The organism is Citrobacter sp. EC_71, from assembly GCF_019584005.1.
Taxonomy (GTDB): domain Bacteria; phylum Pseudomonadota; class Gammaproteobacteria; order Enterobacterales; family Enterobacteriaceae; genus Citrobacter; species Citrobacter werkmanii.
The window spans coordinates 283,518-295,981 of sequence record NZ_VDAY01000004.1; the positions used below are offsets into that span (position 1 = coordinate 283,518).

11 protein-coding genes and 1 pseudogene are annotated in these 12,464 nt (G+C 51.2%); 3 read left to right on the forward strand and 9 right to left on the reverse strand.

What is annotated here, in order from left to right:
- Positions 1-69: 69 nt before the first annotated feature.
- The 3 genes from FHD02_RS06460 to fabI form a co-directional block, all read right to left on the reverse strand.
- Positions 70-2,004, reverse strand: a complete 1,935-nt coding sequence (locus FHD02_RS06460) for an exoribonuclease II (RefSeq protein WP_137370635.1) — start codon at positions 2,002-2,004, stop codon at positions 70-72.
- 89 nt (positions 2,005-2,093) lie between these two features.
- Positions 2,094-3,236 (reverse strand): carboxymuconolactone decarboxylase family protein, encoded by a 1,143-nt coding sequence (locus tag FHD02_RS06465; protein WP_220393715.1) that lies wholly within the window; start codon positions 3,234-3,236, stop codon positions 2,094-2,096.
- Positions 3,237-3,446: 210 nt separating this feature from the next.
- Entirely contained in the window at positions 3,447-4,235 is a 789-nt protein-coding gene (fabI, locus tag FHD02_RS06470; RefSeq protein ID WP_042308097.1) for an enoyl-ACP reductase FabI, read from the reverse strand.
- Between the two features lie 443 nt (positions 4,236-4,678).
- On the opposite strand from fabI, the gene FHD02_RS06475 reads away from it, so the two are divergent.
- Complete coding sequence (locus tag FHD02_RS06475; protein ID WP_220393722.1) at positions 4,679-5,368, forward strand: EAL domain-containing protein; 690 nt, start codon at positions 4,679-4,681, stop codon at positions 5,366-5,368.
- 40 nt (positions 5,369-5,408) lie between these two features.
- Here FHD02_RS06475 and sapF read toward each other — a convergent pair whose 3' ends face one another.
- From sapF to FHD02_RS06505, 6 genes are all read right to left on the reverse strand, one after another.
- Positions 5,409-6,215, reverse strand: coding sequence for a peptide ABC transporter ATP-binding protein SapF (gene sapF, locus FHD02_RS06480; RefSeq protein ID WP_016153235.1), 807 nt, complete (start codon positions 6,213-6,215; stop codon positions 5,409-5,411).
- 1 nt (position 6,216) lies between these two features.
- The gene (gene sapD / locus FHD02_RS06485; RefSeq protein WP_003020556.1) at positions 6,217-7,209 is read right to left on the reverse strand and encodes a peptide ABC transporter ATP-binding protein SapD; all 993 of its coding nucleotides are present in this window, start codon (positions 7,207-7,209) and stop codon (positions 6,217-6,219) included.
- Positions 7,209-8,099: a peptide ABC transporter permease SapC gene (sapC, locus tag FHD02_RS06490; protein WP_016156640.1), complete on the reverse strand. Its 891-nt coding sequence runs from the start codon at positions 8,097-8,099 to the stop codon at positions 7,209-7,211. Before sapC ends, sapD begins: the two co-directional genes overlap by 1 nt.
- Positions 8,086-9,051, reverse strand: coding sequence for a peptide ABC transporter permease SapB (sapB, locus tag FHD02_RS06495; RefSeq protein ID WP_061381249.1), 966 nt, complete (start codon positions 9,049-9,051; stop codon positions 8,086-8,088). Before sapB ends, sapC begins: the two co-directional genes overlap by 14 nt.
- Complete coding sequence (gene sapA / locus FHD02_RS06500; protein WP_042308107.1) at positions 9,048-10,691, reverse strand: ABC transporter substrate-binding protein SapA; 1,644 nt, start codon at positions 10,689-10,691, stop codon at positions 9,048-9,050. The genes sapB and sapA overlap by 4 nt, the downstream gene beginning before the upstream one ends.
- Positions 10,692-11,033: 342 nt before the next feature.
- Positions 11,034-11,426 carry a YdeI family stress tolerance OB fold protein gene (locus tag FHD02_RS06505; protein ID WP_042308109.1) on the reverse strand — a complete coding sequence of 131 codons (393 nt, stop codon included), beginning with the start codon at positions 11,424-11,426 and terminating at the stop codon, positions 11,034-11,036.
- A 131-nt stretch (positions 11,427-11,557) separates the two neighbouring features.
- Here FHD02_RS06505 and FHD02_RS06510 point away from each other — a divergent pair, with 131 nt between their 5' ends.
- Both FHD02_RS06510 and FHD02_RS06515 read left to right on the forward strand, forming a co-directional pair.
- A complete protein-coding gene (locus FHD02_RS06510) occupies positions 11,558-12,061 on the forward strand; it encodes a hypothetical protein (protein ID WP_137370637.1) in 504 nt (167 codons plus the stop codon).
- 9 nt (positions 12,062-12,070) lie between these two features.
- Positions 12,071-12,358 (forward strand): annotated as a pseudogene (locus FHD02_RS06515) (DUF421 domain-containing protein); the annotation flags it as partial.
- Positions 12,359-12,464: the final 106 nt, after the last annotated feature.

Consider the following 12,464-nt stretch of genomic DNA (forward strand, 5'->3'; position numbering starts at 1 on the left):
GGTGGAGATTTGGGAGAGAAAAGAAAACGACCTTTCACAAGAAGAGAAAGGCCGTTAGCTTCATCGATGTTACGCGGCTGGACGAGCGATAACGCTGCGGGTTTCCATCCGCACTTCAGCAATGGTGACATCAATCACATCTGTGACTTTGTAAACCACTTCACCTTTGATTTGTACGGTACCGCTTTCCTGGCTGCATACCAGTTCGTCACGAACAGCATGCAGGAACGGGGCTGGAATAAATGCGATTGCACCATTATCCACTAAACGCACTCGCATACCGCCGCGGCTGACGTCAATGATCTCGGCAGCGAAGCGGGCGTCGGTGCCGGCTTTGTCGCTCAGGAAGCGGGCGTATAACCAGTCACCCACATCGCGTTCGGCCATGCGGTTCAGGCGACGACGTTCGGCCATTTGCAGGGTCGTATCATCCTGCGGACGGGCAATCGTTTCGCCTTTGATGACCGCCTTAAGCAGACGGTGGTTGATCATGTCGCCATACTTACGAATAGGAGAGGTCCAGGTGGCATAGGCTTCCAGACCCAGCCCAAAGTGCGGGCCTGGCTCGGTGCTGATTTCAGCATACGACTGGAACCGGCGAATACGGCTATCGAGGAAACCGGAAGGCTGCGCATCCAGTTCGCGGCGCAGTTTGCAGAAGCCTTCCAGCGTCAGAACCTCTTCGGCATCTACGTGCATACCATGGGTTTTCAGCAGCGCAGCCAGCGCGTCGGCGTTTGCCGGATCAAATCCCATATGGACGTTATAAATACCGAAGCCCAGCGTGTCGCGAAGTACGCGTGCAGCACAAATATTTGCCGCAATCATTGACTCTTCCACGATACGGTTAGCGATGCGACGCGGTTCCGCCACAATATCCAGCACTTCGCCTTTCTCTCCGAGGACAAAACGGTAATCCGGACGATCTTTAAATACCAGCGCGTGGTTGTGCCGCCATTCACCACGGCTCAGACAAATACGATGCAGTAGACGGATTTGTTCAGCAATCGCGTCGTTTTCAGGCTGCCAGTCGCCGGTGCCTTCCAGCCAGTCTGAAACGTTATCATAGGCCAGCTTCGCTTTGGACTCGATAGTCGCTGCAAAGAAGGTGATGTTATCCTCAATCGTACCGTCGGCGGTAATGTTCATACGGCAAGCCAGAACCGGACGCACTTCGTTCGCGCGCAGAGAGCACAGATCGTCAGACAGCTCACGTGGCAGCATCGGGATATTGAACCCCGGAAGATAGTTGGTAAACGCACGAATTCTCGCCGTTTTATCCAGTTTGCTGCCTTCTGCAATCCAGGCGGTAGGATCGGCAATAGCGACGGTTAACTGTAGCTTGCCATCGGCCAGTTCTTCGGCATACAGTGCATCGTCCATATCTTCGGTGCTGGCGCTGTCGATGGTGACGAAATTGAGGGCAGTTAAGTCCTGACGCACCAGACCTTCGTCCAGCATTTCAGTCGCTATGCCGTCCGGGGCTTCTTTTTCGAGATTATGGCGCGCCAGCGTGACCCACCACGGAACAAAGTGATCGTCCGCAAAGGTGATAAATTGGGTTAATTCAGCGTAGAAGGTGCGATCGCCTTTCAGCGGATGGCGGCGCATTTCGGCCACGGCCCAGTCACCTTCTTTAAATTCATGTTCAACGCCACGGGCGGCGCGACAAGGGATCGCATCTTTCAGTAACGGATGGTCCGGCACAATGGACAGACGGTCATTTTTGCCCTGAATTTTACCCACGAAGCGCGTCAGGAAGGGTTCGATAAGTTCTTCCGGCTCAGCAGACTCGCGATCTTTTTCCGTATGGATCACCGCAACAATACGGTCGCCATGCATCACTTTTTTCATCTGCGGCGGTGGAATGAAATAGCTTTTTTGTGCATCGACTTCCAGGAAGCCAAAGCCTTTTTCCGTGGCTTTTACCACCCCTTCAGCACGCGGCGTCTGGGAATGTAGTTGCTGTTTAAGCTGCGCTAGCAGCGGGTTGTCCTGAAGCATAATTGTCTATTTTCGTGGCTAAAAGAGCGGCTGACAGTTTTACGCGATTCTGCCAGTTGCAGCAAGCGCTCTTTAAGTAAGTGGATCGGTTAATACGTCTCGCCCAGCGCGATTTTCAAGCGATTTAACCATCCGCATAATCCACTCCAGGCCAGCAGGTTAATCGCCTGTTCTGAAGAGATACCCTGATCGAACAACGGTGTTAACAGTGCGGCGCTAAAGCGGTCGGGCGCTCGGGTAAGCCATTGTACCGCCTGCAGGGTGACGCGCTCAACCGGATGTCGTTGTTCCCAGCGCTGCAATTCACGTTCGTCCTGACGAAGGACAGTGATGATGTCAGTTAATTCATGTGCGGTATGCGCGTGTTCATTAAAGCAGGCCACGCTGCCGTTGATGCGTGATGTCATCAGGGTCGTCAGAGAAAATGCCCGCGTCGGCATATCGCTGCGTTGTGTACTGGAAATCAGAGATCTGAGTAAATCTAATACGTCAGGTGAATGCGTTAGCAAGGGGATCAGCGCGTGCAGTTCGTTGGGATAACCTGCTATCGATTCAACGTAGGCATGCTGTTTTTCGCGCGCCAATGGCGCAGCGTGCCAGATTGAGTTTGTGGCGCTAAATGGCGAAGCGTGAGCGAATTGCTGTATATCCAGACCCGGTATTCGACGTACCGGGTGGGCGCACCAGGCCTGAAGTAATGCGACTACCCGCGCCTGAAAACCAACAAAGCCGATGATTTGATTCATCAGTATGTTATCGCAGGTGGTCAGCCCGACCGCATCAAGGTGCTGACGATCACGCTCGCCGATCACGGCAGGTGAACTGGCGAGCTGGCGCGCATATTGGGTGATTTGCGCCAGTCGGTGATTACTTTCACGAGACGAATCAGGACCCGGCAGCGGCGTTAAACGTGCGGCATAGTGATTACACAATCGCTGCACGCCATATACCTGAGCGACGGTCAGGGCGGTACTCATCCGTTCATAGGCGCTGAATGTATGCATCTGATCCCTGTCTACGTGAGCAGGGAAAAGAAGTTGGGCAAGTTTACGGGCAGGGGTTAACCAGGATTGAAAGGGTAAAAGTACGTCATGAGATATCGCCAGGTCCAGTAAAAAGCTGTCGTCAACATGAGCGGCCTCCGGCACCAGCGGCAGAACATCTTGCGGATACGTGCTGGATTGCGTCTCATGATACCAGTGGCTTTTGCCTACAATTCGGCGTTGTTCCATGGGCGTTCCTTGGTCTAAAAGTGGCGACCCGGACACGTCGTCATACACCTGCGCCGGATCGTTTGCGCTGCAATATCCTGACGTAAGCCGATGGGGGATGAAAGATTGTTACGTGATAATAAATATCGGAAAAGTATATATGGCGCAGGGCAGTGGCGGAGGCGGTGAAAATCATGGGCGACGGTAGGCCGCCCATAGAGGACTAAACGATTATTTCAGATCCAGCTCGTTCATCGCTGCAATGCTGAAGCCACCATCAACGTGAACGACTTCACCAGAGATACCGGCAGACAGATCGGAGCACAGGAATGCTGCGGAATTGCCCACATCTTCAATCGTCACGGTGCGGCGAATCGGCGTCACCGCTTCACAATGCGCCAGCATTTTACGGAAATCTTTAATGCCGGAAGCGGCAAGAGTACGGATTGGACCTGCGGAGATGGCGTTCACTCGTACACCTTCAGGACCCATTGCGTTAGCCATGTAACGGACGTTTGCCTCCAGAGAGGCTTTCGCCAGACCCATCACGTTGTAGTTAGGGATCGCGCGTTCTGCGCCCAGGTAGGATAGCGTCAGGAGCGCAGAGCCTGGGTTCAGCATAGAGCGGCAAGCTTTTGCCATCGCAACAAAGCTGTAAGCGCTGATGTCATGAGCAATTTTAAAACCTTCGCGGGTGACCGCATTCACATAGTCGCCATCCAACTGGTCAGCAGGCGCGAAACCGATGGAATGCACGAACCCGTCGAATTTCGGCCAGGACTGGCTCAGTTCAGCGAACATCGCATCAATGCTGGCGTCTTCGGCCACATCACATTGTAGTACGATGCTGGACCCCAGTTGAGCGGCAAATTCTTCCACACGGCCTTTTAGTTTGTCGTTCTGGTAGGTGAACGCCAGCTCAGCGCCTTCGCGATGCATGGCCTGAGCGATTCCCCAGGCAATGGACAATTTACTGGCAAGACCCGTCACCAGAATACGCTTACCGGAAAGAAAACCCATAGCTTTAATCCTTATGATCAGTGCTTCTTCGTAGCAATCAATGCGTGATGATTGCCATCTCAAAAACGCGCGAAATTGGTCTGAAATTATATCCTACTCATTGTTCCTTTTTGAATGGTTATCAACCCTAAATGACTCTTGCCATTCATTGCAAATGGCGAGGATATTACTTCCTCTGGTTGTGCCTTGCCCGACCCGTATTCCATTGAAGACAATGAGAAAATACAAGCCTTTAAAGGCATTAAAATGGTATTATTAAGGCGCTAGCTGATGTTAATAAACATAGCAAGGTAAGAACTTTCTTAAAACAAAAAACATGCATATATTCAGTTTGTTATGATATATTGTTTTTATCGATCAATATCGATACATTGATCGATATTATTGATTGATTGTGATTAAAAGTGCATTATCAGGAAGTTATGATCAATTGGAGTGGTCTTATGCACTATCATTTCATCGCGGAACCGATGAGAGACACAACAAATAAGTTGCTGGGTGTGGAGATGATCGCCCGGTTTGCTGCAGATACGGTTCGCCCATTGCATGCAGATATCATCGTTTCAGCGTGGGATAGCGAACAAAAGCGTAATTTCATGCTCAAGCAAATTCGGTTAATTGCCGAAAAGCGTGATTGGTTTGAGAGCAACAATCTGCTCTGTACCCTTCATCTTATTGATGAAATGGCGCTTCTGGCAATTGGTGATCCGGTCATCAAGTCGGCCCTACACGCAATGCCCTTTATTGCACTGGAACTGTCAGAGCGTTTTCTGTCGAGTACGATTTGCCTGAATAATCTGCTGATTAATTCACTCTGTGACGGCCCAAACGCGCTATGGCTGGGCGATCTCGGCTCCGGTATCGGCGGGGCAACTCCACTGGTTTGCGGTCATTTTGACGTGGTTAAATTGGATCGCGGTTTTTTCCTTGAGCAGGTAGAAAAGCCGATGTTTCCGGTGCTTATCAAAAATATCCGGGAATATTGCGATCGCGTCGCGGTGGAGGGAGTCGAAACATCACGACTTATCAATGACGTCAGCGCCGCAGGTGTCTGGGCGATACAGGGGAGCGTTTTTCCGTCAGTCGTGTTTAACGAGGTTGAGACTCTGCTCTTACCCGGTGTTTGTCACTGATGGCGTAATTGCCCTCCGGCTACGGAGGGCAGCGGCTTTATTAGCGATCTTTCCGCCAGGCGTCCGCGGTAAGCGCCTCGCCAAAATGCCCTGCAATCAGACGACGAGTCAGCTCATGTAGTGGGGAGGCCAGAACATCTGCGGTACTGCCGCGCTCAACAACTTCCCCCTGATGCATGACTAATACCTGATCGCTAATGTGCTTCATCATGCCGATATGTTGAGTCACATAGATATACGAAATCCCCTGTTTTTCCTGTAATTCCAGCATCAAATTGATGAGCTGCGAACGCATCGACATGTCGAGAGAGGCAAGGGCTTCGTCGGCGATAATCACTTTAGGTCGCAAAATGAGCGCGCGGGCAAGCCCCAGGCGCTGTTTTTGCCCCGGCGCTAACATATGCGGATAATAGCTCACATGGTCAGGCAGCAGGCCAACCATGCGCATCGTTTCAATAATCTGTTTGCGACGCTGTTCAGGTTCCAGGTCGGTGTTCAGACGCAGCGGGAAATCGAGGATCTGTGAAATACGCTGACGAGGGTTAAGCGATGTTGACGGATCCTGAAAAATCATGCGGATCCGCTGACTACGGAATGAGTAATCACCATACTTTAGCGGGTGATCGTCAATCAGCAGTTCACCGCTGGTGGGTTCAATCATGCCAGCTAACATCTTTGCCAGCGTGGACTTACCGGAACCATTCTCGCCAATGACGGCGAGCGTCTGACGTTCGCGCAGGGTAAAGCTGAGTGGTTTAACGGCCTCAACGGTCTGTCGGCGAAATAAACCCGTCCGGTAGCGAAAGGTTTTGCTCAGATTGCGAACTTCGAGCAGGGTTTCTACCATCTCACTCTCTCTCCATATTCAGCGGGAAATGACAGGCGTAGAGATGATTCTTTGCTCCGGTCAGTCGTGGGGTTTCAATACATTCACGTTGAGCATAAGGGCAGCGCGGCCCCAGACGGCAGCCGATGGGTAATTGTTCCAGCAATGGAATCGCTCCTGGCATGGTATTCAAACGACTTTTATGCGGCATGGCGCTACCAAAATCAGGAATGGCGCGGATCAACGCCTGCGTATAAGGATGATGTGGAATCGTCACCAGATCTTTACTGGGCGCGGTTTCCACCGTTTGTCCGCAGTACATTACGTTGATTTTGTCTGCCCACTGGCTGAGCATTTGCAGGTCATGGCTGATCAACAAAATGGTGGTATTGCTATTTTGGTTCAGCCGGGTCAGCAGGCGAAATATTTGCGCCTGGGTCGTTGGCTCCATCGCGTTCGTCGGCTCATCAGCAATCAGCAAGCGCGGCTGATTAGCCAGTGCGATAGCGATCATTACCTTCTGACACTCGCCGTCGGTCAGTTCATACGGGAAGCTGCGCATGGCATCTTTATGGTCTTTTATCCCGACGCGGTGCAAAAGCTCAATCGCCCGGCGTTTACGCCAGCCGATGCGCTGCCACCAGCGGCCCTTGTAGGTCCAGGCTGGAATATTTTGCATCAGCTGTCGTCCAATACGCTCGGACGGATCAAGGCACGATTGCGGTTCCTGAAAGATCATGGAAACGTTATGACCGACCAGCTTGCGTCGTTCACGCGCGGAAAGGCGCAGGAGATCGATATCATCAAAGCGCATACGGTCAGCGGTTACGCGCCAGTTATCTTTAGCGACGCCGCAAATGGCCTTGGCGATCAGGCTCTTGCCGGAGCCGGACTCGCCAACCAGTCCGCGGATTTCACCCTCATTGAGGGTCATGCTGACGCGGTCAACTGCTTTTACCCAGTCGTCACCGGTTCTGAATTCAATGGTCAGGTTGCGAATATCGAGTAATGGCATTATTCCACCCCCGCAATAATTGCGCGGCGCACGCCATCACCCAGCAGGTTAACCAACAGCACGCTTATCATGATCGCCGCCCCTGGCAGCATGACAGTCCACGGTGCGACATAAATCAGCTCCAGCGCGTCGCCGAGCATGGCTCCCCATTCCGGTGATGGCAACTGCGCGCCAAGGTCGAGAAAACCCAGCGCGGCGATATCCAGGATCGCCATCGACAGCGCACGGGTGATTTCAGTGATAAGCCCGGCGGTAATATTGGGCAGAACAGCGAACCACAGGATATTGAGCGTGGTTGCACCATCAAGGCGAGCGGCAATGACATATTCTTTTTCCAGCTCATCATGCACCATGCTGTAGACGGAGCGAACCATCCGCGGTAACAGCGCCAACCAGACGGCAAACATCGCGTGAGTCAGATGCGGCCCGGCAAAAGCCACCACAATAATCGCCAGCAACAGCGAAGGGATCGACAGCAGGGTGTCCAGAATGTGATTCAGCACCGCGGAACGCAAACCGTGTGTTGCCCCGGCAACCACGCCAAGCAATAAACCACACAGCGTGGCGGCAAGGGTGACGACAAACGCGCCGCCCACGGTCGGGGCAGCTCCGCTGAGCAGGCGGCTTAAAACATCACGCCCCAGATCATCAGTCCCGAGGAAGAAAGAGACTTCGCCATAGCGCGACCATGAAGGTGGCAAAAGCTGGTAGCCGAGAAACTGTTGGTCGATGCCATAAGGCGCGAACCAACCACCAAAAATACACAGAATCGCCAGTCCCGCACAACCATACAGGCCGATCATTGCGGTTGCATCGCCGTAAAAATTGCGCCATGCGGTGCGCAGCGTACCAGGCGGGCGCTTTTCGCTGTAGACGCTATCGTAAGGCATACCATTCCTTATGTTTCAGAGGGTTAGCCATAGCACCCAAAATATCAGAGATGACGTTAACAATGATAACCAATGAGCCTATTACCATCACACCCGCCGAAATCGCCGCGTAATCTTGCTGGCGAATCGCGTTAATCAGCCAACGGCCAAGACCTGGCCAGCTAAAGACCATCTCGGTGATCATCGCCAGCGTCAGCATGGTGGAAAACTGCAAACCCAGGCGCGGGATAACCGGTGGAAGCGCGTTGTGCAGTACGTGACGGCGTAAAATCGTTAACCGTGACAGACCACGAGTAGCCGCCGCTTTAACATAGTTTTGATCAAAGACCTCAATGGTGCTGATACGCATCAGACGAATAACTTCCGTCGTCGGTGCCACGGAGAGCGTTAATACCGGAAGCACCATATGGCGGATCGCACTAACCAGCATTTCGTCGCGCCAGGGCGAGTCGGTGATCCACGCATCAATAATGGCAAACCCGGTAACGGGCTTAACTTCGTAGAGCAGATCAAAACGCCCCGAAACGGGCAGCCAGCCGAGGGTTAGTGAGAAGAGCAACGTCAGCAGCAGCGCCAGCCAAAAAACCGGAATAGAAAAGCCCATCAGAGCCAATGCGCTGATGCAACGATCCTGCCATTTATTACGTGTAATGCCCGCCAACATGCCGATGGGGATCCCGACCATTAGTGCAAAACCAAAAGCCAGAATGCACAGTTCCATCGTCGCCGGGAACACCTCTTTCAGTTGTTCTGAGATCAACTGACCGTTAATACTGGACACACCAAAATCCCAGTGAATCAGGCCATTGAACCAGAATACCCAGGCGTTCCACAGCGATGCGCCCTGTAACGGCGCATGAGGTGTGAAGTAGCTCAGGCTGAACCCAATAAAAGTCAGGAAGAACAGGGTGACCAGCAGTAATAAAAATCGGCGCAGGGTGAAGATAATCATGGTTTTTTCACCTCTTCAGCCTTTTCCCTGGAAACCCCGGCAAAAGAAGCGTTGCCGAATGGACTGAGCACCAGCCCTTTGATGTCATAGCGGTAAGCCTGCAAACGGAGCGAAGAGGCCAGCGGCAGGATCGGCAACTCGCGTGCGAGAATATTTTGTGCTTCGTCGTAGGCATCAATCCGCGAGGAGAGTTGTTGCGAAGAGAGGGCTTTGCGCAAAATGCTGTCAAACTCCGGATTGCACCAGTGGGCAAAGTTGGTCTGTGAGTTAATTGCGGCACAACTGAGCATCGGTCGGAAAAAACTGTCAGGATCGTTACTGTCAGTTGCCCAACCGGACAACGTCAGATCATGATTCATATCCATTAATCGCGCCTCCTGAAAACGACCCTCTACCGGGATGATCTTCACTTTCACACCCACCTGAGCCATATCAGCCTGAATCAGCTCCGCGGTTTTCAGGGGACTGGGGTTCCAGGCCTGAGAGCTGGTGGGGACCCAGAGTTGTAACGTCAGGTTTTCCAACCCCAGCGCTTTTAGCTGCTCGCGCGATTTTTCCGGATTGTACTCGGTAATTTTAGCTTCGTTGTCATAAGCCCACGAGGCGCGAGGCAAAATAGATGCCGCGGTTTCCGCCGTACCGTAGTAAATAGATTGCATTAACCGTTGGTTGTTAATAGCCAGCGCTAACGCATGTCGTACGGCAGGATTGTTCAACGGCGGTTTATCCGTGTTGAACGCCAGATAGGCGATATTCATCCCCGGACGCAGCGTCAGACGCAGTCGAGGATCATCACGCAATATGCTGAGCTGGCTGGCAGCGGGCCAGGCCAGGACGTCGCACTCGCCGGTCAGTAATTTCGATAAACGTCCGGTTCCGCCAGAGCCGAGATCCACCACGACCTGAGGCATCAAGGGGGTACCACGCCAGAATTTTTCATGCCGTTGCAGGCGAATATATTGGCCTGCACGATTTTCTGAAAGTTGGTACGGGCCGGTACCGACGGGTTGTCTGTCGAGTAATTCCTGGCGATCCTGTTTTGCTAATTTGGCGGCATATTCGGCCGACATCACAGAGGCATAATGTGTGGCAAGGTGCCATAAGAAGGAGGCGTCGGGTTGATTTAAGCGAAATTCAACGGTGTTGTTGTCCAGCTTGCGCACGCTTTGGACGTTATCGGCGAACTGCAGGCTGTCAAAATAAGGAAAACTGCTGCCATTGACATTGTGCCACGGATGCTGGCGATCAAAGATGCGCTCGAATGTAAATACCACATCGTCCGCATTCAGTTTGCGGGTGGGCGTGAACCAGGCTGTCTTTTGAAACGGAACATCGCGACGTAAATGAAAGCGGTAGGTTGCGCCGTTATCCATGACTTCCCAGCTTTCAGCCAGTTCTGGCACCAGGCGATAGGTATAGGGATCGACATCAAGTAGTCGGTCATACAATTGGGCCGCTAATGTGTCTACGATGAGACCGCTGCTCGCTTTTTGTGGATTGAACGTATTGACCTGCCCACTAACGCAATAGACAAAGCCACTGTCACGAATATCAGCGTACGGGGCCTGCTCAGGCGCAGCTACAGCCTGACCACTCAGAAATCCAGCCATCACGATCAGAGATGATAAAACCAGGCGCATAATTTTAAAGGGTTATATATAAAGAAGCTATCTTACTAATACTTAATGACATTTGCCATTACCGTTTGTGTTTGGGGCTGCAGGGGTGATGACCGCGAATTCAACATCGTCAGTTGGTCAAAATTCATACCTGCTATCCACTTTGCATATACTCTATTAGCTATCTTAGCATTTTCATGGCCTCTCTGACTCGCTTAAACGCCGGATTCACTGGGAGAGAGATTATGTGAGGTGTCTGACGGGAAAAATGAATCTGTTGAATGGAAGGGGGGCGTCCAGAGAATCAGCGGAAAAGTAACAAGAATGAGGCCGGGAAGAGTGAATATCTTCCCGGATGTCGAATTACTTCTGGATTTTATTAACGCGTACCACCGGCGGTTGCATTTTAGCGTCAAGGCTACCGTTAATCCTGATCATTTGATCGGGTTTTACCGTTCGGCCATCAAAGACGGCAAGTGGGATTAGCGTATTGATAGTGCCGGTTTTGTCCCGGAAGATAAACTTATCTCCTCCTTGAGCCTCAATGAGATTACCTCGTAAAGAGATGGTCGCACCGTCATGCATGGTTTTAGCTTGTTGGACGGTCATGATTCTTGCATCTTCAGTGCCACGATACCCTTCATCCAGTGCGTGCGCAGGTGGCGGGGCGGTATCTTTTTTCAATCCGCCATTATCATCGGCAAACGCTGTGGGCAATAAAAAACAACACAGTAAGGGGGCGAGAGATATTTTCATAGAGCCTCCATTGAAATCGATTTGACTTATTAAGTTTGGTTGCTATTTATTAATCTGGCGAGTGGGATAAGTCTCAAATGATAATTTTTCAATAAAACAAAGGATTGGTTCGATATAAGCGAGGCGGTGAGATGAACAGAAAAAAAGCCCATTTGCAAGGCGTAAAAGAGAGTCAACGTTTTCTGAATTTTGAATCTGGCTTTCACAAGATTGGTTTTATCTGTTTGCTCTGCATTGTTTTATTTGCTATGGCGGGATCGTTTTCCGGGGGATATTTAAGTGAGGTGACGAGAAAAAACAGCTTAAAGACAACAGAGTTACAATACGAAAGGTTTGGGCGTTTGCAAACGGAATTTAAAATTAAAATTTCTGCACAAAAGCATGATTCTGTGAACAAGACGTTGCGCATTGGCGGCGATTTCAACAAATTTTATGAGATGGAAAATATTTGGCCGCAGCCAGACAGCATGTACAGCAAGGGTAACGATCTTTACCTCGCCTACAATGATTCTGAAGCAACGCAGGACTTTACTATCTGGCTGCGGGTTATGCCCGTGAAACCAGGAAGTGTAATGAGTTTTCTCCAGTTAAATGGCGAACCTGAAATCCGCTTCAGACAATTTATTTATCCCTAGGAGGTGAGTATGGAGATGGTCTTCCGGGCATTAGCCATTTACCTTATTTTGCTGGTGGTTTTCAAAATAGCCGGTCGCCGGGCATTGTTACAAATGACCAGCTTCGATCTGATTTTATTATTGATTATCAGTGAAGCAACGCAGCAAGCCTTGTTGGGAAATGATTTTTCGATAACCGGCGCCATGAGCACGATTGTCACACTGGTTACTATTGATATTCTGTTCGGTTTCATTAAAAAAAAGGTGGGTGGGGCTGAATCCGTGCTGGATGGTTCCCCGGTTATCCTGCTAAATAGCTGCGCGGAATAGTAGATCACTGAAAGGGAACTCAGCCCGGATTGTGCGATCTGATCAATCGCCAAACCAACCAAAATCACCAACCGGACTGAGCGATGCCGATCAT

Excerpts from the sequence above, each read along its gene's own strand:
- FHD02_RS06460 (WP_137370635.1), bottom strand. The coding sequence starts at position 2,004 with ATGCTTCAGGACAACCCGCTGCTAGCGCAGCTTAAACAGCAACTACAT.
- FHD02_RS06465 (WP_220393715.1), bottom strand. The coding sequence starts at position 3,236 with ATGGAACAACGCCGAATTGTAGGCAAAAGCCACTGGTATCATGAGACG.
- fabI (WP_042308097.1), bottom strand. The coding sequence starts at position 4,235 with ATGGGTTTTCTTTCCGGTAAGCGTATTCTGGTGACGGGTCTTGCCAGT.
- FHD02_RS06475 (WP_220393722.1), top strand. The coding sequence starts at position 4,679 with ATGCACTATCATTTCATCGCGGAACCGATGAGAGACACAACAAATAAG.
- sapF (WP_016153235.1), bottom strand. The coding sequence starts at position 6,215 with ATGGTAGAAACCCTGCTCGAAGTTCGCAATCTGAGCAAAACCTTTCGC.
- sapD (WP_003020556.1), bottom strand. The coding sequence starts at position 7,209 with ATGCCATTACTCGATATTCGCAACCTGACCATTGAATTCAGAACCGGT.
- sapC (WP_016156640.1), bottom strand. The coding sequence starts at position 8,099 with ATGCCTTACGATAGCGTCTACAGCGAAAAGCGCCCGCCTGGTACGCTG.
- sapB (WP_061381249.1), bottom strand. The coding sequence starts at position 9,051 with ATGATTATCTTCACCCTGCGCCGATTTTTATTACTGCTGGTCACCCTG.
- sapA (WP_042308107.1), bottom strand. The coding sequence starts at position 10,691 with ATGCGCCTGGTTTTATCATCTCTGATCGTGATGGCTGGATTTCTGAGT.
- FHD02_RS06505 (WP_042308109.1), bottom strand. The coding sequence starts at position 11,426 with ATGAAAATATCTCTCGCCCCCTTACTGTGTTGTTTTTTATTGCCCACA.
- FHD02_RS06510 (WP_137370637.1), top strand. The coding sequence starts at position 11,558 with ATGAACAGAAAAAAAGCCCATTTGCAAGGCGTAAAAGAGAGTCAACGT.